The organism is Pseudomonas sp. UW4, from assembly GCF_000316175.1.
GTDB lineage: Bacteria > Pseudomonadota > Gammaproteobacteria > Pseudomonadales > Pseudomonadaceae > Aquipseudomonas > Aquipseudomonas laurylsulfatiphila.
Genome location: NC_019670.1, coordinates 3,547,341 through 3,570,340 on the forward strand (window position 1 = coordinate 3,547,341; position 23,000 = coordinate 3,570,340).

The 23,000-nt window shown below is 62.4% G+C and carries 21 protein-coding genes and 1 tRNA gene; 12 read left to right on the forward strand and 10 right to left on the reverse strand.

Annotation, left to right across the window (positions count from 1 at the left end; translation table 11 throughout):
- Positions 1-71 precede the first annotated feature (71 nt).
- Positions 72-578, forward strand: coding sequence for a DoxX family protein (locus PPUTUW4_RS15340; RefSeq protein ID WP_015095498.1), 507 nt, complete (start codon positions 72-74; stop codon positions 576-578).
- Positions 579-808: 230 nt separating this feature from the next.
- On the opposite strand, the gene PPUTUW4_RS15345 is transcribed toward PPUTUW4_RS15340, so the two are convergent.
- Both PPUTUW4_RS15345 and PPUTUW4_RS15350 read right to left on the reverse strand, forming a co-directional pair.
- A complete protein-coding gene (locus tag PPUTUW4_RS15345) occupies positions 809-1,783 on the reverse strand; it encodes a nitrilase-related carbon-nitrogen hydrolase (RefSeq protein WP_015095499.1) in 975 nt (324 codons plus the stop codon).
- A 102-nt stretch (positions 1,784-1,885) separates the two neighbouring features.
- Positions 1,886-2,818 carry a GlxA family transcriptional regulator gene (locus tag PPUTUW4_RS15350; RefSeq protein WP_015095500.1) on the reverse strand — a complete coding sequence of 311 codons (933 nt, stop codon included), beginning with the start codon at positions 2,816-2,818 and terminating at the stop codon, positions 1,886-1,888.
- Between the two features lie 156 nt (positions 2,819-2,974).
- On the opposite strand from PPUTUW4_RS15350, the gene PPUTUW4_RS15355 reads away from it, so the two are divergent.
- Entirely contained in the window at positions 2,975-3,637 is a 663-nt protein-coding gene (locus tag PPUTUW4_RS15355) for a glutathione S-transferase family protein (RefSeq protein WP_015095501.1), read from the forward strand.
- Positions 3,638-3,787: 150 nt separating this feature from the next.
- Here PPUTUW4_RS15355 and PPUTUW4_RS15360 read toward each other — a convergent pair.
- Positions 3,788-3,862 (reverse strand) — tRNA-Gln (locus PPUTUW4_RS15360).
- A gap of 322 nt (positions 3,863-4,184) precedes the next feature.
- Between PPUTUW4_RS15360 and PPUTUW4_RS15365 the strand changes: the two genes are divergently transcribed.
- A complete protein-coding gene (locus PPUTUW4_RS15365) occupies positions 4,185-4,613 on the forward strand; it encodes a hypothetical protein (RefSeq protein WP_015095502.1) in 429 nt (142 codons plus the stop codon).
- A 156-nt stretch (positions 4,614-4,769) separates the two neighbouring features.
- On the opposite strand, the gene PPUTUW4_RS15370 is transcribed toward PPUTUW4_RS15365, so the two are convergent.
- The 3 genes from PPUTUW4_RS15370 to PPUTUW4_RS15380 all read right to left on the reverse strand — a co-directional run bounded on the left by PPUTUW4_RS15370 (position 4,770) and on the right by PPUTUW4_RS15380 (position 8,389).
- Positions 4,770-6,758, reverse strand: a complete 1,989-nt coding sequence (locus tag PPUTUW4_RS15370) for a U32 family peptidase (protein WP_015095503.1) — start codon at positions 6,756-6,758, stop codon at positions 4,770-4,772.
- 378 nt (positions 6,759-7,136) lie between these two features.
- Complete coding sequence (locus PPUTUW4_RS15375) at positions 7,137-7,517, reverse strand: RidA family protein (RefSeq protein WP_007980523.1); 381 nt, start codon at positions 7,515-7,517, stop codon at positions 7,137-7,139.
- A gap of 77 nt (positions 7,518-7,594) precedes the next feature.
- Positions 7,595-8,389 carry an AraC family transcriptional regulator gene (locus PPUTUW4_RS15380; protein ID WP_015095504.1) on the reverse strand — a complete coding sequence of 265 codons (795 nt, stop codon included), beginning with the start codon at positions 8,387-8,389 and terminating at the stop codon, positions 7,595-7,597.
- A gap of 187 nt (positions 8,390-8,576) precedes the next feature.
- On the opposite strand from PPUTUW4_RS15380, the gene PPUTUW4_RS15385 reads away from it, so the two are divergent.
- The 5 genes from PPUTUW4_RS15385 (at position 8,577) to PPUTUW4_RS15405 (ending at position 15,170) form a co-directional block, all read left to right on the forward strand.
- A complete protein-coding gene (locus PPUTUW4_RS15385; RefSeq protein ID WP_015095505.1) occupies positions 8,577-10,223 on the forward strand; it encodes an APC family permease in 1,647 nt (548 codons plus the stop codon).
- A gap of 45 nt (positions 10,224-10,268) precedes the next feature.
- Entirely contained in the window at positions 10,269-11,195 is a 927-nt protein-coding gene (locus PPUTUW4_RS15390) for a 4-hydroxyproline epimerase (RefSeq protein ID WP_015095506.1), read from the forward strand.
- A gap of 53 nt (positions 11,196-11,248) precedes the next feature.
- A complete protein-coding gene (locus PPUTUW4_RS15395) occupies positions 11,249-12,196 on the forward strand; it encodes a dihydrodipicolinate synthase family protein (RefSeq protein ID WP_007980532.1) in 948 nt (315 codons plus the stop codon).
- A gap of 106 nt (positions 12,197-12,302) precedes the next feature.
- Positions 12,303-13,880 (forward strand): aldehyde dehydrogenase (NADP(+)), encoded by a 1,578-nt coding sequence (locus tag PPUTUW4_RS15400; RefSeq protein ID WP_015095507.1) that lies wholly within the window; start codon positions 12,303-12,305, stop codon positions 13,878-13,880.
- A 3-nt stretch (positions 13,881-13,883) separates the two neighbouring features.
- Positions 13,884-15,170: an FAD-dependent oxidoreductase gene (locus PPUTUW4_RS15405; protein ID WP_015095508.1), complete on the forward strand. Its 1,287-nt coding sequence runs from the start codon at positions 13,884-13,886 to the stop codon at positions 15,168-15,170.
- A gap of 74 nt (positions 15,171-15,244) precedes the next feature.
- Here the strand turns inward: PPUTUW4_RS15405 and PPUTUW4_RS15410 are convergent, their stop codons facing one another.
- Positions 15,245-16,018 (reverse strand): helix-turn-helix transcriptional regulator, encoded by a 774-nt coding sequence (locus PPUTUW4_RS15410; RefSeq protein WP_015095509.1) that lies wholly within the window; start codon positions 16,016-16,018, stop codon positions 15,245-15,247.
- Between the two features lie 133 nt (positions 16,019-16,151).
- Between PPUTUW4_RS15410 and PPUTUW4_RS15415 the strand changes: the two genes are divergently transcribed.
- Positions 16,152-17,387 carry an MFS transporter gene (locus tag PPUTUW4_RS15415; protein ID WP_015095510.1) on the forward strand — a complete coding sequence of 412 codons (1,236 nt, stop codon included), beginning with the start codon at positions 16,152-16,154 and terminating at the stop codon, positions 17,385-17,387.
- A 35-nt stretch (positions 17,388-17,422) separates the two neighbouring features.
- On the opposite strand, the gene PPUTUW4_RS15420 is transcribed toward PPUTUW4_RS15415, so the two are convergent.
- Both PPUTUW4_RS15420 and PPUTUW4_RS15425 read right to left on the reverse strand, forming a co-directional pair.
- A complete protein-coding gene (locus PPUTUW4_RS15420) occupies positions 17,423-18,025 on the reverse strand; it encodes an NADPH-dependent F420 reductase (RefSeq protein ID WP_015095511.1) in 603 nt (200 codons plus the stop codon).
- A 33-nt stretch (positions 18,026-18,058) separates the two neighbouring features.
- Complete coding sequence (locus PPUTUW4_RS15425; protein ID WP_015095512.1) at positions 18,059-18,811, reverse strand: 3-oxoacyl-ACP reductase family protein; 753 nt, start codon at positions 18,809-18,811, stop codon at positions 18,059-18,061.
- Positions 18,812-18,918: 107 nt separating this feature from the next.
- Between PPUTUW4_RS15425 and PPUTUW4_RS15430 the strand changes: the two genes are divergently transcribed.
- Entirely contained in the window at positions 18,919-19,848 is a 930-nt protein-coding gene (locus PPUTUW4_RS15430; protein ID WP_015095513.1) for a LysR family transcriptional regulator, read from the forward strand.
- 186 nt (positions 19,849-20,034) lie between these two features.
- Positions 20,035-20,847 carry a LuxR C-terminal-related transcriptional regulator gene (locus PPUTUW4_RS15435; RefSeq protein ID WP_015095514.1) on the forward strand — a complete coding sequence of 271 codons (813 nt, stop codon included), beginning with the start codon at positions 20,035-20,037 and terminating at the stop codon, positions 20,845-20,847.
- Positions 20,848-20,988: 141 nt separating this feature from the next.
- Here the strand turns inward: PPUTUW4_RS15435 and PPUTUW4_RS15440 are convergent, their stop codons facing one another.
- On the reverse strand, positions 20,989-21,309 hold the full coding sequence (locus tag PPUTUW4_RS15440) for a DUF6124 family protein (RefSeq protein WP_041474890.1): 321 nt from the start codon (positions 21,307-21,309) through the stop codon (positions 20,989-20,991).
- Between the two features lie 558 nt (positions 21,310-21,867).
- On the opposite strand from PPUTUW4_RS15440, the gene PPUTUW4_RS15445 reads away from it, so the two are divergent.
- The gene (locus PPUTUW4_RS15445) at positions 21,868-22,983 is read left to right on the forward strand and encodes an ABC transporter ATP-binding protein (RefSeq protein ID WP_015095516.1); all 1,116 of its coding nucleotides are present in this window, start codon (positions 21,868-21,870) and stop codon (positions 22,981-22,983) included.
- Positions 22,984-23,000 lie beyond the last annotated feature (17 nt).

The window sequence follows — 23,000 nt, forward strand, 5'->3', positions numbered from 1 at the left end:
GCCGATCAAAGCGCTCAACTCACGGGGCATGCCCTTGCCCCACCTCCCCGACCAGAAGGAGATCATCGTCCATGAACACCTCCATTTCCTCGGCCGTCAAAGGCCTGAACCTGAACCTCGACCGTGCCGGCGACTGGGTTGCGCCCCTGGCGCTGCGAGTGTTCCTTGCCTGGGAATTCCTCGAGTCGGGCCTGGAAAAATTCAACGGCCAGAACTGGTTCGCCGATATCCAGGAGCGCTTCCCGTTTCCGTTCGACCACCTACCAGCGACGTTGAACTGGGAACTGTCGATGTGGGCCGAACTGATCTTCGCCATGACCTTGCTGGTGGGCCTTGGCACACGCTTCTCGGCGTTGAGCCTGATGGTGGTGACCCTCGTCGCCACCGCCGCCGTGCATTGGCCCGCCGACTGGCACACCCTGAGTGAACTTGCCCAAGGTTACGCCATCAGCAACAAGGGTTACGGCAACTTCAAGCTGCCCTTGATCTACCTTGTGACCCTCACTCCGCTGTTGCTGTCCGGTGCCGGCAAGCTCAGCCTCGACGCACTGCTGACGCGTTACTTCTGGCGTCGCTGAAACGCAATCTGCAACGCGGACAAACAAAAGGGGACTTCCATGAAGTCCCCTGTTTTTTTTTGCACGGAATCCCGGGGCTCACAGATTACGAAACATCTGTAGGAGCGAGCTTGCTCGCGAAAAACCTGAGAGCACCGCGGGGTGTCAGGCTCCCCGCATCATCGTTGACCTCCATCGCGAGCAAGCTCGCTCCTACAGGTATCGGTGTTCCTCGCAATTACGTGAACAGCCTACCCAATCACTTCTTCCATCCCGGTCTGCTCGGCCAGCTGCGGATGCGCACTGCGTTCATGCACATGGGCGTGGGGTGTACGGTCAATCAGCAGGCTCAGCAGTTCCGGGCGACTGTAGTGGCCGCGGGAATCCATCATGCGTTTGCGCTTGTCGATCAGGCCCATGTCGAGGTCGGCGATCACCTCGCCCTCCCCTTCCTGCAACGAACCCAGCAACGTGCCATCCGGGCTGATGATCGCGGTAAAGCAGCCGCCGGAGATCGGGCCGATGGTGCAGCCGGTATCCGCCATGATCTGCGCCTGTTGCTCGGGGTACAGCCATGCCGTGGAATTGACCACGAAACACGCGGCCTCCAGGGCATGCTGGCGAATGCTGACTTCCATTTGCGAGGCGAACAACGGACCTGCAAACGACCCCGGGTACATCGCCGCATGGATCTGCTCGCCATCGGCCATCAAGGCATAACGGGCCAGCGGGTTGAAATGCTCCCAGCAGGCCAGTTGCCCGATTCGCCCTGCCGCGCTGTCGACGGCCCGCAGGCCGGAACCGTCGCCCATGCCCCAGATCATGCGTTCATGGTAGGTCGGGGAGATCTTGCGGCGACGCTGGATCAGCGAGCCGTCGGCATCGAACAGCAACTGCGTGTTATACAGCGTGCCGCCATCACGCTCGTTGACGCCGATGGACACGACCATGCCGACTTGCCTGGCCGCAGCGCCGATGGCATCGGTGGCGGGCGAAGGCACGGTAACAGCCTGGTCCAGCAGCTTGAGGTGTTCGGCGGCCATTTCGAACGGCGATTGCACGAAGGAAAAGTACGGGTAGTACGGCACGACGGTTTCCGGGAACACGGCAAATTGCACGCCCTGTTCGCCGAGTTCGAGAATCTTCTGCACCACTTTGTCGACCGTGCCTTCACGGCTGTAAAGAACGGGACTGATTTGTACGGCGGCGGCTTTGACGATGGTCATGGCGGTGATCTCACTGAGGGAAAAGTTTCAACGAGATCAATATTACGCACATCATATCAAGGCTTGAATGTCGTATATACCACTTTTCAGGACATCAACAAATCAACCCCGACTGGCCCGCTGAATCACCTGCGGCGGCTGCCCGAAGGCACGAATAAAAGCGCGGCGCATCCGCTCCCGATCACCAAAACCGGTGTCCGTCGCCACCACATCGATGGAGTGCCGTCCGGTTTCCATCATCAACCGGGCCGACTCGACCCGCAGGCTTTCGATGGCCTTGGCCGGAGACTGGCCGGTTTCGGCATGAAACACCCGGCTGAATTGCCGGGGGCTGAGATTGGCCGCGCTGGCCAGCTCCTCGACCGACAGCGCAGACTTGAGATTCTGCCTGGCGTAGTTCAGCGCGGCCTGAATCCGATCGGTCTTGGGGGCCAGTTCCAGCATCACTGAAAACTGCGACTGGCCGCCGGAACGCCGGTGGTACACCACCAACTGCCGCGCCACCTTGCGTGCAAGGTCGGCGCCCAGGTCCTGCTCCACCAACGCCAACGCCAGGTCCACGCACGCGCTCATGCCCGCCGCCGTCCACAGATGACCATCATTGACGAAGATCCGGTCTTGCTCGACCTTCACGTTCGGGTACGCCTTGCGAAAGGCCGGCACATGCGCCCAGTGGGTGGTTGCCCGCCGGCCATCAAGCAAACCCGCCTCCGCCAAGGCATTCGCCCCTGTGCAAATCGAGCCCAGGCGTCGGGTGCCGTGACTGGCGCGGCGCAAAAACGCCAGCATGCCCGCAGTGGTCGGGCGGATCAGGTTATCGCCCAGGACCAGCAGCGTATCGAACGCGCGCTGGTCGAACGCTTCGGTCTGCACGGCAAAACCGGCGGACGTTTGCACCAGGCCACCCGGCTCGGACAACAAGGCAATGCGGTACAACGGTTCGTCACCGGCACTGTTGGCCAATTCGAAGGCGGCACACATGGCCAGCCCCAGAACCTGAAAACCGGGGTAAACAATGAGTCCGATCTGGTGCATGGCGGTATGACCCTGAACGTGGCATGCCTGATATTCAGGCCAGGATCTGTACTCTAACCCGAACAGCCCGCACCGGACATCATGATGGAGCGCCTCGCGCACTGGCCGATGGCGACGGATAATGAAGCGGTTTGCATCTCACCGAGGAATGGAAGGATGTCACTGACTCTTTATTTCCACCCGCTCTCGTCGTTCTGCCACAAAGCACTGATCGCCCTCTATGAACTGGACATCGAGTTTGAAAAAAGGGTTATCGACCTGGGCAACGACGCCGACCGGGGCGAACTTCAAGCGCTGTGGCCGATCGGCAAGTTCCCGGTGCTTCGCGATCACACCCGGCAAAAGAACGTGCCGGAGTCGAGTGTGATCATTGAATATCTGGACCGGCTCCATGCCGGCCAGGCGCACCTGATTCCCCACGATTGGGAAGCCGCCCTGGAAGTGCGGCTGTGGGATCGCTTTTTCGACCTCCACGTCCAGGTGCCGATGCAGAAGATCGTCGCTGACCGCCTGAACGCCGCCAACGGCGACCTGACCCGCGAGCGCGCCGCGCTGACAACGGCGTACGGCCTGCTTGAACGGCAACTGACGGCACGAACCTGGGTGGCCAGTCCGGCATTCAGCATGGCCGATTGCGCCGCCGCCCCGGCGCTGTTCTACGCCAGCACCCTCGTCCCCTTTGCCGACGATCATCGCCACTTGCGCGCTTATCTCGACAGGTTGACCGAAAGGCCCTCGGTCAAGCGGGTGATCGACGAGGCAAGGCCCTGGTTTGCCTGGTATCCGTTTGCCGAGGCCATCCCGGAGCGCTTTCGCTAGAGGCTCGTGCACAAAGACCTTGCGCAAGCCTTGGCTGCACGCGGGTTTGCGAGGGAACATCCGGAACATGAGTAACGAGCGCAAAAAACCGACGAATCGACGAATAACAACCGTCGGCCGAGTGTTTTCTGATTGAGCAGGAAGAAAAAATGGCAGGGGCGGCTGGATTCGAACCAACGCATGGCAGGATCAAAACCTGCTGCCTTACCGCTTGGCGACGCCCCTGTATCTGTTGCGATGAGTGCCAGGCACTCGCTTTCTTGAGTGGCAACAAGCGCTGCTGCCTGCTTGCGTTACAGGCTCCCTGAGGGCCTGTGCAAGAGTGGGCGGCAATTTACCAACTTTTGCCTCGTATGGGAAGCCCCAATAAAACAATTTGTTTTTTAAAACAGATGCTTAGTGTTCAGCCAAGTCCCCGGGAAGTGCTCGGCGCACATTCGGCTCGATCACGTCTGCTACGCTTTTCCTTTAGGGGATGGAATCGGAAATCGTTTGCTCAACACCCCTCCTTTGTCATTTGAGGGCGCAAAATGTGAAAGGCAAATTGATGGGCACCTTTGCAACCATCCTGGTGGTCGGGGCCGCGATTTATGGACTGAACACTTGGGAACACATCGAGAGCCAGCGACAGGAAGCGGTCTGCAGGGCCGCCCGGGAGCATCTCAACAGCCTGGAAACCCAGGCGCGGGCCCTGGCCTCCGGGTTGACGGTCGAAGCCTATGCCGAGGCCGAAAAAGCCGAGGCTGGCCAGTTGGTCCTGGCACTTGATACGGCCAGGAACGAAGCAGAGGTCAATGCCGTCATCGACAAGCACGCCGCGGCCATCGAAGCACAGATAACGGCCGAAGACGCCGAGGTCCACTCCCGCAGCGATCAACCCTTCCTCGGCCAGGAACTCAAAAAGCAACGCATCCCCACCGACATCAAACAGGAATTCAAACGAGCTGAAAAAGCCGTCCTCGAGACCTGCGGGTAGCGTCGACTGCAGCTGCGGATTTGTCGCCAGCGTCTGGATTCCAGCAAAAACAGGCCATGCTCCGCGCTTAAAACGAAAAAACTACAAACGAGGACGCCCTTTCGCTGGATCTGGAGCAAATGGCGAGCGCGCCGTTGCGGCGCGCTTGCCGGTCACTCAGTGCGGTGCGCGCGGGATGGTCTTGAGCAGGTCTTCGGGGCTGATGTGACCGACCACGCTGCCCGGTTGCGGCAGATTGAGGATGTGGCCCTTCATCTTGCCGATGATGTGCATTTCGCATGGTTTGCAATCGAACTTCAGCGTCAGCACTTCATCGCCGTGAATCAGCTGCATCGGCGCGACCTTGGTGCGCACGCCGGTCACGCCCTTGGCCTGTTTCGGACACAGGTTGAAGGAGAAACGCAGGCAGTGCTTGGTGATCATCACCGGCACTTCACCGGCTTCCTCGTGGGCCTCGTAGGCCGCGTCGATCAGCTTGACCCCATGGCGGTGATAGAAGTCGCGAGCCTTCTGGTTGTAGACGTTGGCCAGGAAGGTCAGGTGCGACTCCGGGTACACCGGCGGCGGCGTGGTTTCGGCTTTACGGCTGCCGCGCGGGTGGGCGGCAACCCGCGCCTGGGTCAAGGCCTCGATCACTTCGCGGCGCAAGGCCTTGAGCTGCGAGTTCGGGATGAAGAACGCCTGCGGCGCATCCAGCTTGATGTCGATGGCGTGGTACTGGGTGGTACCCAGCTGGCCGAGCAGATCCTGCAATTGCTCCAGCGCCTGCTCCGGCTTGTTGGCCGCGCCGAACGGGCCGGCCAGCGTGACACTGGCGCTGATGCCTTCCTCGCTGGTCGCGGTCAGCTCCAGCTGTTCTTCGCGCAGGCGAGCGACCCAGCTCAGGGCGATACGACGCTCGGCCGAGGTCCTTTGCAGCGCCTGTTGCCAGTTGTGATCGAGATTGCGATTCAACGGATGGTTGGGGCGCAGCTTGTACATCCCTTCCGGCATCTCGTTGGGCTCGACGCGATAGCGATAACGCTTCTTGCCGTCCTCCTCGAATTCGCCCTTGGGTTCGGCGATGTTCGCGCGGAAACCCACCACTTCACGCTTGACCAGCACGTTGAGGCCGTCACCGTTGGACAGCGGCTCGTGCGTCACGACCTGCATGTCGCGCTTGGCGACCTTCTCGACCACACCCACCGGCAGACCGGTGAAGGTCGGCGAGTCAAAGGCGCCGATATCGATCTTGCGGTCAGTGACGAAGTAATCGGTGCTGCCACGGTGGAAGGTCTTTTCCGGGTCGGGCAGGAAGAAGTGCGCGGTGCGGCCGCTGGAAGCCCGGGCCAGGTCCGGGCGGTCTTCGAGGACGTCGTCCAGACGCTGGCGGTAGTAGGCGGTGATGTTCTTCACATAGCCCATGTCCTTGTAGCGGCCCTCGATCTTGAACGAGCGCACGCCGGCCTCGACCAGCGCGCGGATGTTGGCGCTCTGGTTGTTGTCCTTCATCGACAGCAGGTGCTTTTCGTAAGCGATCACCCCACCCTTTTCGTCCTTGAGGGTGTACGGCAGGCGGCAAGCCTGGGAGCAGTCGCCGCGGTTGGCGCTGCGCCCGGTCTGTGCGTGGGAAATGTTGCACTGACCGGAAAACGCCACGCACAAGGCGCCATGGATAAAGAACTCGATGGCCGCGTCGGTTTCGTCGGCGATGGCGCGGATTTCCTTGAGGTTCAGCTCGCGGGCCAGCACCAGTTGCGAGAATCCGGCCTGATCGAGAAACTTTGCCCGCTCCAGGGTGCGGATGTCCGTCTGGGTACTGGCGTGCAGTTCGATCGGCGGAATGTCCAGTTCCATCACACCCAGGTCCTGGACGATCAGCGCATCGACGCCGGCGTCGTACAACTGGTGGATCAGCTGGCGGGCCGGCTCCAGTTCGTTGTCGTGCAGGATCGTGTTGATGGTGGTGAAGATCCGCGCGTGATAACGACGGGCGAATTCCACCAGTTCGGCAATCTCGCTCACCTCGTTGCAGGCGTTGTGGCGGGCGCCGAAGCTCGGGCCGCCGATGTACACGGCATCGGCACCATGCAGGATAGCCTCGCGGGCGATGGCGACATCGCGGGCAGGGCTGAGCAATTCCAGGTGATGTTTGGGCAAAGACATAGTTTTTTTAGTCAGGCTTGTCACGGTCGAGGCGTGCATTGTAGCGGCGAAACGCCCGACCGGCACCCGTATGCTGCCCGGTGGTGGCCTTGGGTAGATCTACCCTGCCTGAATCCATGTAGGAGCGAGCTTGCTCGCGATGGACGTTAACGATGACGCGGGCATTCTGAATGCACGCGTCGCCCTTGTGTTCATCGCGAGCAAGCTCGCTCCTACATTTGATCGGCGTTGACCAAAAAATTTAGCCCATGCCCAACATCCCCTGTGGGAGCGAGCCTGCTCGCGAAGGCGGTATGACAGTCAAGGTTGATGGCGACTGACACACCGCTTTCGCGAGCAGGCTCGCTCCCACAAGGGGTTTTTTGTGTATCGCAGCGATCAGGCCTTGGCCGCCATCGCGGTCACTTCCACGCGCATGCCTTCAACCGCCAGCGAGGCAACCCCGACAGCCGCGCGCACTGGCCACGGCTTGGCGAAGTAGCGCTTGTAGACCTCGTTGAACGCGGCGCGGTCGGCCATGTCGGTGAGGTAGATGGTCAGGTGCATCACGCGGTCCATGGAGCTGCCGGCACGTTCCAGCGCAACCTTCAGCGCTTGCAGGGTGCATTCGCTTTGCAGGGTGATGTCGCCCAGTTCCAGGCTGCCGTCGGCACGGGTGGGGATCTGGGTGGAGACCAGCACACCGCCGAAACCGACGACGTCGGAGGAAATCGAATCGGCATCGAGGTCAGGCGTAAAGGTCAGGTCGTGGTTTGCCATTGGAATTTCTCTTGCTTGAAAGGGTAAGGCGAGCGCCTTTTGCGCCGCCAGTTTACAGGGCCATTTCCGGCGCGTCGCTAATGCGCAGCGCTCGGCTGCCCGTGACCGGTGGCCTGGCGGTACTGGCGCGGGGTGAAGCCGGTCAAGGCCTTGAACTGCCGGGTGAACGCGCTGTGGTCGGTATAGCCGCATTGCAGGGCGACCTCGGTGATCGGCACATCGGTGTGGAGCAACCGATGCGCATGCTCCAGGCGAACCTTCTGGATCATCTGCCGTGGCGTCAGGTGGAACACGCGCTTGCAGTAGCGCTCCAGTTGCGCCACTGAAATCCCGGCGATGCGCGTCAACTCGCCGAGGGTGATGCGACGGTTGAAATGCGCGCGAATGTGCTCGTCCACCGCCGCCAGGCGCTGGTACGCCGGGTGCGTGTCGCTGGCCGATTGCAGGTCGACCGAGATCCCCGCCAGACCGATGATTTCATTTCGACGGTTATACAAGGGTCGTTTATGGGTCAGGCACCAGCCCGGCTCGCGGCTGCCGTACAGATGCAACTCCAGCTGGTCTTCCAGGACAAAACCCTGTTCCAGCACCCGCCGGTCCTGCTCGGTATACCCGGGCCCCAATTGCTCGGGAAACACCTCGGCGCTGGTTTTCCCCAGCAAGGGTTTGAGCTGCTTCAAGCCACAGCGCTGCACCAGCGTGCGGTTGGCCATGACATAGCGCGCCTGCACATCCTTGATGAAGATCGCCGCATTCGGAATGACATCGAGCATCGGCAACAGAAGCGCAACACCTGCCAGCAGTTGCTCGATGGATTCGGGGCGGTTCGAGTCGTCGCCCTGGCACAACAGCGCAAACGCATCCTGAGTCATCCACCGGCCCCTCGCAAAAATCAGACAGTTCCCATTGTGCTGATTTCGTCATCGACACCCAAGCAAAACATCAATCGCGAGCACGCCGCCAAGTTCACTCTATGGCCACCGCCCTCCCCGGCAAAACCGACAAGGGCGATTTGAAGTGCACACCTGCCTATCCAATAACTCACAAGAAGGCGATGCCATGTCAGGCCAAGGCAAGTTCAAAAAACAACTTTCGTTGATAGACCTTACGTTTATCGGACTGGGGGCGATCTTCGGCTCCGGCTGGCTGTTCGCAGCCAGTCACGTGTCCGCCATCGCGGGGCCGGCGGGGATTTTTTCCTGGCTGCTGGGCGGTTTTGCGGTGCTGCTGCTGGGCATCGTCTACTGTGAACTCGGCGCCGCATTGCCCCGTGCCGGCGGTGTGATTCGCTACCCGGTTTATTCACACGGCCCGCTGCTGGGCTACCTGATGGGCTTCATCACGCTGATCGCGTTTTCCAGTCTGGTGGCCATCGAGGTGGTCGCCGCGCGCCAGTACGCCGCGGCGTGGTTTCCCGCATTGACCCAGGCCGGTTCCAGCAATCCAACGGCGCTTGGCTGGCTGGTGCAGTTCGGCCTGCTGTGCCTGTTCTTCATGCTCAACTACTACAGCGTGAAAACCTTCGCCAAGGCCAACAACCTGATCAGCCTGTTCAAGTTCATCGTGCCGCTGCTGGTGATCGGCGTGCTGTTCACCTTCTTCAAACCAGAGAATTTCCAGTCCCAGGGTTTCATGCCGTTCGGGCTGTCCGGCGTCGAGATGGCGGTGTCCGCCGGCGGCATCATCTTCGCCTACCTGGGGCTGACGCCGATCATCTCGGTGGCCAGCGAAGTGAAAAATCCGCAACGCACCATTCCCATTGCCCTGATCCTCTCCGTGCTGCTGTCCACCGCCATCTATGTGCTGTTGCAAGTGGCATTCCTCGGCGGCGTGCCCACCGAAATGCTCGCCAACGGCTGGGCCGGCGTGGCCAAGGAACTGGCCCTGCCCTACCGCGACATCGCCCTGGCACTGGGTGTGGGTTGGCTGGCTTATCTGGTGGTGGCCGACGCGGTGATCTCCCCAAGCGGTTGCGGCAACATCTACATGAACGCGACTCCGCGAGTGATCTACGGCTGGGCGCAGACCGGCACCTTCTTCAAGGTCTTCACCCGCATTGACGAAAAGTCCGGCATCCCGCGTCCGGCGCTGTGGCTGACCTTTGCCCTGTCGGTGTTCTGGACCCTGCCCTTCCCTTCGTGGGAAGCCCTGATCAACGTGGTCTCCGCCGCGCTGGTGCTGAGCTACGCCGTCGCCCCGGTGTCGGTGGCTGCCCTGCGCCGCAATGCGCCGGACATGCCGCGTCCGTTCAAGGTCAAGCGCATGGGCGTGCTCGGTCCGCTGTCATTCATCATCGCCGCGCTGATCGTCTACTGGTCCGGCTGGAACACCGTTTCCTGGCTGCTCGGTCTGCAGATCCTGATGTTCGTGGTGTACCTGCTGTGCGGTCGTTTCGTGCCAACCCAACACCTGAGCCTGGCCCAGCAAGTGCGCTCTTCGGCATGGCTGATCGGCTTCTATGCCGTGACCATCGTGCTGTCCTGGCTTGGCAGTTTTGGCGGCATGGGCGTACTCACCCATCCCTTCGACACCCTGGTCGTAGCGGCCTGTGCCATGGGCATCTACTACTGGGGCGCGGCCACCGGCGTGCCGGCGCATCTGGTTCGCCTGGAAGCCGAGGAAGGTGAAGAAGAGGTCGTTCCCGTCTACAGCGGCACGGCCACAGGCCAGCGCCCGATTGGTGCGTCCGTCCAGACCTCTCGCTGAAATTCAGACCTGCAAAACCTCTGAGTTTTTCCACTAGGAAGGTTTATGAAAAAAGTACATGTCATTGATTCACACACCGGCGGCGAGCCGACTCGCCTGGTGATGTCGGGCTTGCCCCAGTTGTCCGGCCGGACCATGGCCGAGAAGCGCGACACCTTTCGCGAGCAGCATGACCCATGGCGTCGCGCCTGCCTGCTGGAGCCCCGTGGCAACGATGTGCTGGTGGGCGCGCTGTATTGCGAACCGGTGTCGCCGGATGCCACCTGCGGCGTGATCTTCTTCAACAACGCCGGCTACCTCGGCATGTGCGGTCACGGCACCATCGGCCTGGTCAACTCGCTGCAGCACCTGGGTCACATCCAGCCCGGCGAGCACAAGATCGATACGCCGGTCGGCCCGGTCAGCGCCACACTGCATGAGGACGGCAACGTCACCCTGCGCAACGTGCCCGCCTACCGCTACCGCCAACAGGTGCCGGTCGACGTGCCGGGACATGGTCGCGTGTACGGCGACATCGCCTGGGGCGGCAACTGGTTTTTCCTGGTGTCCGACCACGGTCAGGCGTTGCAGATGGACAACGTCGAGTTCCTCACCGAGTACACCTGGGCCACGCTCAAGGCCCTCCAGGATCAGGGCATCCACGGTGAAGACGGCGCGCTGATCGACCACATCGAACTGTTCGCCGACGACGACCACGCCGACAGCCGCAACTTCGTCATGTGCCCCGGCAAGGCCTACGACCGCTCGCCTTGCGGCACCGGCACCAGCGCAAAACTGGCGTGCCTGGCGGCGGACGGAAAACTGGCCGCCGGTGAACGCTGGGTCCAGGCCAGCATCACCGCCAGCCAGTTCGTCGGCCGTTTCGAGTGGGAAGGCGAACGCATCATCCCTTTCATCACTGGCCGTGCCTACATGACCGCCGACAGCACCTTGCTGATCGACGAACAGGACCCCTTTGCGTGGGGCATCTGAGCCCCACGTCTCTTCCCTAAATCTGAATGAACGCTTCAAGGAGTGACAACACAATGAGCGACAACATTTTCACTGGCTGCATCCCTGCCCTGATGACCCCGTGCACCGCCCAGCGCAAGCCGGACTTCGACGCACTGGTGGCCAAGGGTCGCGAACTGATCGACATTGGCATGAGCGCGGTGGTGTATTGCGGCTCCATGGGTGACTGGCCGCTGCTGACCGAAGCCGAGCGTCAGGAAGGCGTGGCGCGCCTGGTGGCCGCCGGCGTGCCGACCATCGTCGGCACCGGTGCCGTCAACAGCCGCGAAGCGGTGTCCCATGCGGCCCACGCGGCCAAGGTCGGCGCCCATGGCTTGATGGTCATCCCTCGCGTGCTGTCGCGCGGCGCTTCGGCCACCGCGCAAAAAGCCCACTTCGCCGCGATCCTCCAGGCCGCCCCGGGCCTGCCGGCGGTGATCTACAACAGCCCCTACTACGGCTTCGCCACCCGCGCCGACCTGTTCTTCGAACTGCGCCGCGAGTACCCGAACCTGATCGGCTTCAAGGAGTTCGGCGGTGCGGCAGACCTGCGCTACGCGGCCGAGCACATCACCTCCAAGGACGATGACGTGACCCTGATGGTCGGCGTCGACACCCAGGTGGTGCATGGCTTCGTCAACTGCAACGCCACCGGCGCCATCACCGGCATCGGCAACGCACTGCCGCGCGAAGTGTTGCGCCTGGTGGCCCTGAGCAAGCAGGCGGCCAAGGGCGACGCCAAGGCCCGTCGTCAGGCGCGGGAGCTGGAATCGGCACTGGCGGTGCTGTCGTCCTTCGATGAGGGCTGCGACCTGGTGCTCTACTACAAGCACCTGATGGTGCTCAACGGCGACAAGGAATACAGCCTGCACTTCAACGAAACCGATGCGCTCAGCGATGCCCAGCGTCGTTATGCCGAGAACCAGTACGCGCTGTTCCGCCAGTGGTACGAGCAGTGGTCGGCCGAGCAGGACTTCGCCTGACGTCCGGCCTGTACAGCGGCGTGCCAGAGTGCGCCGCTTTTATTTTCGCCCACGGCGGTACGGCGTTTTTTCGCAAACGCCTCCCCTCTTTTTTTCAGGAAACACCATGACTCTGACAGGCAACATGCTGATCGGCCAGCAGGCCATCACCGGCAACCGCGAAGCGATCCGCGGCATCGATCCGGCCACTGATCTGCCCCTCGAACCGGCCTATCGCGGTGGCAGCGGCGAACACGTCGAACAGGCCTGCGCCCTGGCGTGGAGTGCCCTGGACAGCTATCGCGCGACATCCCTGGACGCACGCGCCGAATTCCTCGAAACCATCGCCAGTGAAATCGAAGCCCTCGGCGATGAGTTGATCGACCGCGCCGTGGCCGAGACCGGCCTGCCACGCCCGCGCATCCAGGGTGAACGGGGCCGTACCTGCCAGCAGTTGCGCACCTTTGCCCGCACCGTGCGGGCCGGTGAGTGGCTGGATGTACGGGTCGACTCCGCGCTGCCGGAACGCCAGCCCCTGCCCCGCCCGGACCTGCGTCAGCGTCAGGTGCCGCTCGGCCCGGTGGCGGTATTCGGCGCCAGCAATTTCCCCCTGGCCTTCTCGGTTGCCGGTGGCGACACCGCGTCGGCGCTGGCCGCCGGTTGCCCGGTGATCGTCAAGGCCCATGGCGCGCACCCCGGCACCAGTGAGCTGGTGGGCCGAGCGCTGGCCCGTGCGGTCAAACTGTGCGGGCTGCACGAAGGCGTGTTCTCGCTGTTGTTCGGCTCCGGCCGCGAAGTGGGCATCGCCCTGGTCAGCGATTCGCGCATAAAGGCCGTGGGGTTCACCGGCTCGCGCAGCGGTGGCATGGCCTTGTGCAGCGCGGCCCAGGCGCGCCCCGAGCCGATCCCGGTGTATGCGGAAATGAGCTCGATCAACCCGGTATTGCTGTTCCCGGCGGCCCTGCAATCGCGAGCCGAAACACTGGCGCAAGGCTTCGTCGCCTCCCTCACCCAAGGCGCCGGCCAGTTCTGCACCAACCCGGGTCTGGTGATTGCCCGCCAAGGCCCGGCGCTTGAGCGCTTCATCGATGCAGCGGCAGATCATGTAAATCGCAGCCCGGCGCAGACCATGCTCACGCCCGGTATTTTCAACGCCTATGAGGCCGGTGTCGGCGCGCTGCTCGAACATGCACACGCGCAATCGGTGGCCACCGGCCTGAGGGGCGAAACGCCTAACCAGTGCCAGGCCCACCTGTTCGTCACCCAGGCCCGTGACTTTCTCGCCGACCCGGCGCTGCAGGCGGAAATGTTCGGCGCCGCATCGTTGATCGTGCAATGCGCCAGCGACGAGGAAATCCGCCAGGTCATCGAACACCTTGAAGGCCAGCTGACCGCCACCCTGCACCTGGACGACGGCGATGTGGAGAGCGCCCGCGCCTTGCTGCCGACCCTGGAGCGCAAGGCCGGGCGCCTGTTGGTCAATGGCTGGCCGACCGGGGTCGAGGTGTGCGACGCCATGGTCCATGGCGGCCCGTTCCCGGCGACGTCCGATGCACGCAGCACCTCGGTCGGCACCGCCGCCATCCTGCGGTTCCTGCGCCCGGTCTGCTATCAGGACTTCCCGGATGCCCTGTTGCCGGCCGCCCTCAAGCACGGCAACCCGTTGCAGTTGCGTCGCCTGCTCGACGGCCAGAGAGAAGCCTAGGCCATGTCCAACCATTCCCCTTTGAACCATTCGCAAACAGCAGCAGACATTGCCGTGGTCGGTGCCGGCATCATCGGCGTCGCTTGCGCCCTGCGCCTGGCTCGCCAGGGCCGGCGGGTGGTGGTCATCGATCAACAGGAGCCCGGCCGCGGCGCCTCGTTCGGCAATGCCGGGCACCTGGCCACGGAACAGGTGTTCCCCATCGCCGACCTGTCCATCCTCAAGCGCCTGCCGGCCATGCTCATGGACCCGATGGGCCCGCTGCGCCTGGACTGGAAATACATGCCCCGGGCCTTGCCCTGGTTCGCACGCCTGCTGCTGAACCTGCGCCCGGCGCCGTTCCAGCGCACCGTGGCCGGCATCCGCGCGCTCAATGAAAGCAGCCTGGGTGCCTGGCACCGCTTGCTGCAGGCGATCGACCGTCCCGAACTGATGAAAGAAGACGGCTCATTGCTGGTGTTCGAGCGCGCCGACTCGCAACAGGCCATCGAGGCGCTACAGGTGCGCATGCGCCAGCAGCAGGTGTCGGTGGACTTCTGGCAGGCCGAGGCGGTACGCGATGCGGCGCCGCAACTGAGCGAGCAGATCCAGGGTGGATTGTTCTTCCCGCGCACCGGGCACTTTCTCGACCCCTTCCGGGTGGTTGGCGAACTGGTCCGCGCGGCCAAAAGCAGCGGCGTGCAGTTCCTCAAGCTGCGGGTCGAGGGCGGGCAATTGAATGCACACGGCGTGTCGTTGATCACCGATCAAGGCCGGCTCACCAGCCGTCAGGTGCTGATCGCCTGCGGCGCGCACTCCGCGAAACTCACGGCCACGCTGACCGGCAAGAAGGTGCCGCTGGACACCGAGCGCGGCTATCACCTGATGCTGCCCCACGAACATGGGCGCCTGCCGTTCGCCGTCACGTCACTGGAGCGCAAGTTCATCATGACGCCGATGGCAGACGGGCTGCGCCTGGCCGGGACCGTTGAATTCGCCGGCCTGGAGTGCCCGCCGACCATGGAGCGCGCCTGGCAGTTGCATCGCCTGAGCAAAGGCCTGTTCAAGCGCGACCTGAGTGCCGAAGCAGCGACGCCATGGATGGGTTTCCGGCCCTCCTTGCCCGACTCCCTGCCGATCATCGACCGGGTGTGCGACGGCAAGGTCCTGCTCGCCTTCGGCCACCAGCACCTGGGGTTGACCCAGGCGGCGGTCACGGCGGAGATGATCGCGCAAATGGCCTCACCCTTGACCGACGTTCAGCCTCACAGCCTACCGGCGACTGCGCCGTACACGCTTGATCGTTTCTGAGGACAACGGCCGCGGGCACTGACGACTTGGGCGGCACGGCAGGAGGTTCTTTTCTGGAAGGTCCCCCTTTTTCATCACCTGAAAAAATCACTCGGCGTCTTGCCGAACTGCTTCTTGAACATGGTGGTGAACGCGCTCGGGCTGTCGTATCCCAGCTCCCCGGCGATGTCGATGATCTTCTCCCCGACGGCGATGCGTTCCAGCGCCAGCAGCAGCCGCGCTTGCTGGCGCCATTGGCCGAAGGTCATGCCGGTTTCCTTGCGGAAGCGGCGCTGGATGGTTTTGGCGTCGAGGCTCAACCGCGCGCTCCAGTCCGACAAGGTCGAGCCATCGCCCGGGTGTTGCTGCAATGCGCTACAGATCTGGTTGATCCGTTGATCGGTGGGCTGCGGCAGGTTCAATGGCAAGGTCGGCAGGATCGTCAGTTCATCCAGGATCAGCCGCAGCACCCGTGCTTCCCGCGAGTCCGGATTGCAATTGAAATCGAAATCCACCGAGACCTTGATCAGCTCACTGAGCAATGCGGACACACTCACCGCGCGGGTTTCGCCGGGCAGGTCCGGGCTCGCGCCGGGGTGCACAAACACGCTGCGCATCTTGATCGGCCCGACGCAGCGAATCCAGTGCACTTCCCCACTCGGCATCCAGATGCCACGGCTCGGCGGCACTGTCCATTGGCTGGTGGCGGCGTGCACCACCATCACGCCTTCGATGGCATAGATCAGTTGATGCTTTTCATGGGAATGCGGCGCGATAAACCAGTTTTCCGGGTAGTCGGTCGCACTGCTGCGAACACTCCAATCGCCCTGGTCGATCTCCGCAAGAAATGTCTGCAATGACTTGATCATGACGCCCTTTTTGCGATGGTCGGCGCCCGAGTTGCGCGAGACGGGCGACTTTGTGGGCCATAGGATAACGCCGAACCCTGAAATTGGCTGCGCCTTGCGTTCGCGGCTCGCGTTTTTATCCGGAAACCTGCCTATGTCGACCACCACCCTCAGCTCGCCCTCACCCACCGTCTCGGTCGCCAGCCAGGCCAGCCCCCTGGTCATGCGCGTCATCGGCGCCTGTGCGTTGGCGCACCTGATCAACGACCTGATCCAGGCCGTGCTGCCGTCGATCTACCCGATGCTCAAGGCCACTTACGGCTTGAGCTTCACCCAGGTCGGCCTGATCACCCTGACCTTCCAGCTCACCGCTTCATTGCTGCAACCCTGGATCGGTTTCTACACCGACCGTCATCCCAAACCGTGGCTGCTGCCGGCCGGTATGGTCTGCACCCTGATCGGTATCCTGATGCTGTCGATGGTCGGCAGTTTCCCGGCGATTCTCGTGGCCTCGGCGCTGGTGGGGGTTGGCTCGTCGACCTTTCACCCGGAGACCTCGCGGGTGGCGCGCCTGGCCTCGGGCGGTCGCTACGGCCTGGCGCAATCGACCTTTCAGGTCGGCGGCAACGCCGGCAGCGCCTTCGGCCCCTTGCTGGCCGCCGCGATCATCATTCCCTATGGCCAGGGCAACGTCGCCTGGTTCGGCCTGTTCGCGGTGTTCGCCATCCTCGTGCAATACGGCCTGAGTCGCTGGTATCGCAATCACCTGAACCTGTTCAAGCTCAAGCAAGGCAGCAAGGCCACCCACGGCCTTTCGAAACGGCGGGTGACCTTCGCTCTGATCGTGTTGGCGCTGTTGGTGTTTTCCAAATACTTCTACATGGCCAGCTTCACCAGCTACTTCACCTTCTACCTGATCGAGAAATTCGACCTGTCGGTGGCCAGTTCGCAGCTGTACCTGTTCCTGTTCCTCGGTGCCGTCGCGGCGGGTACGTTCTTTGGCGGCCCGATCGGCGACCGGATCGGCCGCAAGCAGGTGATCTGGTTCTCGATCCTCGGCGCTGCGCCGTTCACCCTCGTCCTGCCCTACGTCGACCTGTTCTGGACGGGCGTGCTGAGCATGATCATCGGTTTCATCCTCGCCTCGGCATTCTCGGCCATCGTGGTCTTCGCCCAGGAACTGGTGCCCGGCAACGTCGGCATGATCGCCGGGGTGTTCTTCGGCCTGATGTTCGGATTCGGCGGGATCGGTGCTGCGCTGCTCGGGCACCTGGCCGATATCCATGGCATCGAGTATGTCTATACGCTGTGTTCATTCCTGCCGCTGCTGGGGATTCTGACGATCCTGTTGCCGTCTACTGGGCAGCGCCCGTCGGTGTCTGGGCGCTGATGGCGGTTGCGGCAATGAAAGGCGCCTGAATCTGGTCAGGCAAACCTGACCAGATTGAGTGCCGGCAAAGGTCCGCCAGGAAACTGCACCAGCCGGGCGCCGACGTCGAGCACGCCCAGGTCGATGCCGAAGAAGCCCAGGCGGTTGATCAGTCCACCGACCGTGTCCCTGGCTTGCGGGTCATCGCCGGAGAAAAACAGCACGCGGCGCCCGCCTTCCCTCCCCGGGTCGGCGCAAATCAGTTGCGGTTGCAGGTGATTGAATGCCTTGACCACCCGGGCACCGGGTACCAGCTCGGAGAACACCGCGCTGGATGTCCGGCCCTGCAAGTCGACGCCCTTGAACAGCGGTGCCTCGATCGGGTTGTTGGCATCGATCACAATCCGTCCGGCGAAGTCCGGCAGCCCTGCCAGTGCTGCCGGCAACTTCGACCAGTTCACCGCGACCAGCACGATCGGCTGTGCGGCGGCCTCCTCCCGGGTGCCCGCCTTGACCAGCGGCCCTAACTCCCTGACCCGCTCAGCCAGCGACGCCGGGCCACGGCTGTTGGAAAGGATGACACTGATCCCCTTGCTTGCCGCTGCCCGGGCAAAAGCACTGCCGATAGCGCCCGCGCCGATCACACCGATGGTGGTCATGTTGAAAATTCCTCGTTCAATGAAAGAAATGGATCAAGCCGTGAAACCGCCGTCCGCGACGATGTCGGCGCCGGTGATAAAGGCCGCTTGGGGGCCGGCGAGGAAGGCCACGAGGCTGGCAATTTCGTGGGGCTGGCCGTAGCGGCCAACAGCGATGCCGGGCTTGACGAAATCGCTGACCGCGCCGCCATCCGGGTTCATGTCGGTATCGGTCGGGCCCGGGTGCACGGTGTTGACCGTGATGCCTTTTGGTCCCAGGTCACGCACCAGACTGCGATTAAAACCGGTGATCGCGCCTTTGGTCAGGGTGTACAGAGAAGCAGTGGGGAATGCGGCATAACGGGTCATCGACGAACCGATATGGATGACGCGGCCGCCGTCCTTCATCTGGCGCACGGCTTCCTGGGTGGCCACGAACACGCCGGTGACGTTGACCGCGATCATGCGCTGGTAGGTTTCGAACTCGATGTCTTCGATCGGGCCGCCGAGGGCCAGGCCGGCATTGTTGACCAGAATGTCGATGCGCCCAAAGGTGTCGACGGTTTGCGCAACCGCCGCACGCATCGCTTGCGGTTCACCGGCATCCGCCGCAATCGCAATGGCGCGGCCGCCTTCGCTGGCAATGGCCTGCACCACTTCCCGGGCCTTGTCCGGCGAGGCGCTGTAGGTCAGTGCCACCTGCGCACCGTCGGCGGCCAGGCGCCTGGCAATGGCCGCGCCGATCGAACGCGAGCCGCCGGTAACCAGGGCAACTTTTCCTGCAAGCGGGAGGGTTTGGGTCGTCATGATGGATTCACTCTCGGGTTAAGGTGAAATCATCATGGCCGCGCCAATACTTAATGATTAGAGTGCAATGACTTAAATCACTTTCAAGTATTCGTATCAGGTGAGCGATGGAAACCCTGGCCAATCTGGAGTCTTTTGTCCGTAGCGCGCAGGCCGGCAGCTTTTCAGCCGCTGCCCGTCATCTCGCCCTGACGCCTGCCGCTGTCAGCCGCAATGTGGCGATGCTTGAGCGCAACCTTGGCGTCCGCTTGTTCCATCGCTCAACCCGCAAGCTGACATTGACCGAAGCCGGTGAGCACTTCCTGGCGTCCATCGGCGGCAACCTCGACGCCTTGCAACACGCGATCAGTTCAGTGGCGACCGATCAGGGCGAACCTTGCGGGCAACTGAAGGTGAGCATGGCGCCGACCTTTGGCATCAGCCACGTGCTGCCCCTGCTACCGGCGTTTCTGGCCCGTTATCCGTTGATTCGCCCGGAATGGCATTTCGAGAACCGCCAGGTAGACCTGATCGCCGATGGTTATGACGTGGCCATCGGCGCTGGCTTTGAGCTGGCCCAAGGCGTCATTTCACGACCGTTGGCCCCTGCTCATGTCATCGCTGTCGCTTCACCGGATTACCTGCGGGGCCGTCCTGTCCCCGCGACCCCGGACGCACTCGAAGACCTTGAAGGCATCTTGATGCGATCCCCCCAGACCGGTCGGGTACGTTATTGGAACATGCGCAACAAGGCCGGCGTGGAAGTGCCCGCGCAAGTCAGGGAAAGCATCATCGTCAACGATCCCGTTGCCGTGCGCGAGGCGGTATTGCTGGGGCTGGGCGTAGGGTTTCTCGCCGTGGCGGATGTGCAAGGCTGGATCGAACGCGGCGATCTGCTGCGCCTGGTGCCGGACTGGTACGCCGATGCCGGCACCATTTCCATGTACTTCGCCACACGCGCCCTCATGCCGGCCAGGACCCGGGCGTTCATCGACTTCATCAGCGAGGCATTTGAACAGCGACAACTGGCGCGCAGGTTTTCCGGGAGCGAGGGTTGAGCTCAGGGAAAGCCACCTGTGCTCCTGATCATTTCTGCTACCAACCCTGTAGCACTCGGTAACACCCGGCCCCAATGCGGTGCGTCTTTCAAACGCCTTGCCGTGCGCCACCCCGCTCCACACGGGGCCACCCGCCATGGCGTACTTTGTGCATCCAAAGGCCATCCTCCTCTGCCTGTAGTCGCCATGCGCCCCAAGGAACTGAAACTCTGGACCACCGGAGTCGCCCACCTGCTCGACCTGCCTGCCGGGCATGCGCGGCTGTCGGGGTTAAGCCACTGGCTTCGACAAATCTGCCCGGTCGATCATTTCGTGTTGTTTGTCTACGAAGGCAATCACCGGCCACTGGCGTTGTTCGATACGTTCTCAGCAGACAAGCGCGCAGTGTATGTCGACGACTACCAGTGCGGGCCTTACCTGCTCGATCCGTTCTACCTGGCTTGTACACGCGGGCAGGCGCCGGGGCTGTGGCGTCTGCGCCAGTTCGCCCCCGACCATTTCTACCTTGGCGAATACTTCCTGACCTATTACCAGCAAACAGGGCTGGCCGAGGAAGTGGCGTTTTTCGTCGACCTCGGCAACGGCGCCATGGCGGTGTTGTCGCTGATGCGTTCCAGTGCCAGTTGCGCCTTCAGCCGGGACGAAATGCAGCTCGTCGAATGCGCGCAAGCGGTGGTCGAGCAAGTCATCAATGAAGCCTGGCGCATGCGCCAGGCCCAGCAACCGCGACCGGCGCAGGACCTGGACTTCAAGATCCGCGAAGCCTTCGACCACTTCGGCGCGCACATCCTCACCGGGCGCGAGCAGGAGATTGTCCAGCTGTTGCTGCGCGGGCACTCCAGTGCTTCAGTGGCTGAGCAACTGAACATCAGTCCCGGCACGGTGAAAATTCACCGCAAGAACATCTACGCCAAGCTGGGCATTGGCAGCCAGTCGGAGTTGTTGGGGTTGTTCATTCGGGAGCTGACGGAGGATCCCGGCCTCAGGCTGCAAGCCTGATACCTGTTGGTATACGCATATCCCTGTGGGAGCGAGCCTGCTCGCGAAAGCGGTGTATCTGCCAACATCCGCGTTGGATGTTAAACCGTATTCGCGAGCAGGCTCGCTCCCACAGGTCTGTCGGTGATCTGGAGATTCTGGTCAGGGCGGATCAAGCTGATCCAGCGCCCGGTTCACCGCCAACTCCCCCAACATGATCACCTGCGCAATGCCCAACAGCGCATTGCGACTCGTGCCCTCCAGATGATCCACCAGATCGTTGGCCATGACATTGGCCGAGGCCAGTGATTCACAGGCGTGCACCAGCAAGGTTTCGGTATTGAGTTCGGGATTGACGATGAACATGGTGCTGGGCTTGCGCGGCGTCGCCATGATCTGGGGGCCGGGGTTGAGGTCGTAATCGAGGCTTTCGCACGGAGATGCCGGGTCAGTGTCAGGCGGGTTGGGTGTGACCTTGAACATAGTGAAACTCCTCGCATCGTAAAAAGGAGCCATCACTCTCACGCTACCAAACGGAGGGTGGTGGCCATACGCAGGTTGGTAGACCGGGATGCAAGGAGACCGGCGCGCCCGAAGGCGCCCTGTGCATGGCCACCATAGAGCAGAGTAGAAAAACGCTGCAGATGATGACGCTTTGCACCTCACATAGCCGGGCTACCAAACCCGATCACTGTTGTTATCCAGTGACCGGCAAACGATAAAACCCAGGCCCAAGGCGCACAAGCCGGCGGATTCTGGCGTACCTGTAGGCAACGACGCAAGGTGGTGTAGCCTTCGCGAAGTAACCCCGGATGTCTTTAAACACGCATCTGCATTTTGTGTAGGAGCGAGCTTGCTCGCGATGGTCGTTAACGAATACGCGGGATGACTGGCTGAACGCAGCGCTCTTGAGTCCATCGCGAGCGAGCTCGCTCCTACAACAATCTGCTTCTATCCCCGTAGGGATATATACACCGCAAAACCCCCATTGTTAGTTTGGCCCCCGACGCACTGATTCATCACTGCAAGGGAGCCCGCCTCGTGAACAACACCCCGCCAAGCGATATCGAATTCTGCAATGTGGTCAAACGCTATGGCGAGGTGCAGGCCGTCAGCGGTCTGGATTTCGCGGTGCGGCGTGGCTCGTTTCATTCCTTTCTCGGCGGCTCGGGCTGTGGCAAGACCACTACCCTGCGCATGATCGCCGGCTTCGAACAGCCCACCAGCGGCGAGGTTCGTCTGGCCGGCAAGAGCGTGGCCGGTGTGCCGGCGTTCGAGCGGCCGGTGAACATGGTGTTCCAGCATTACGCGCTGTTCCCGCACCTGACCGTGGCGCAGAACATTGCCTACGGCCTGCGCTATCGCACACCGCGCCCGGACAAGAAACAGCAACTGCGCATGGCCGATGAAGCGCTGGAGATGGTGCGTCTGAGCGGCTTTGGCCAGCGCAAGCCAAGCGAGCTTTCCGGTGGCCAGCAACAGCGTGTCGCCCTCGCCCGCGCACTGGTCAACAAGCCGACGGTGTTGCTGCTCGACGAACCACTGGCCGCGCTGGACCGCAAGCTGCGCAAGGAGATGCAATCGGAGTTGCTGCGTTTGCAGCGCGAGGTCGGCATCACCTTCGTGCTGGTCACCCATGATCAGGAAGAAGCCCTGTCGATGAGCGACAGCATCAGCGTGATGCACAACGGTTCGATCATCCAGACCGCCACCCCGGAACAACTCTACGAAGCCCCGGCCAGCCGCTACGTCGCCGATTTTATCGGCGAGTCCAATCTGTTCGACGGCACCGTGCGCCAGCTCAACGGCAATTCGGTGGTGCTGCGTACCGAGCAGGGTCTGGAACTGACCAGCCCGCTGACGCCCACCGGCAAAGCCCTGAGCGCCAACACAGCCGGTTGCATTGCGGTGCGCCCGGAGCTGATCAGCATCGCCGGCGCCAATGCAGAAATGAGCCGCGAAGTGAAGCTGCCGGGCTGCGTCGAAGACCGCATTTACCTGGGCAATTGCACCGAATACCGCGTACGCACCCAGGCCTTCGGCGTGGTCTGCGTGCGGGTACCGCGCCAGCAGGATCACGGCGCCAATGCCTTCGAACACGGCGCAGCGGTTCGCGTCGGCTGGGATCACGCCAATGGGTTGGCCATGGCGTTGTAAATCATCGATTCGTTTCA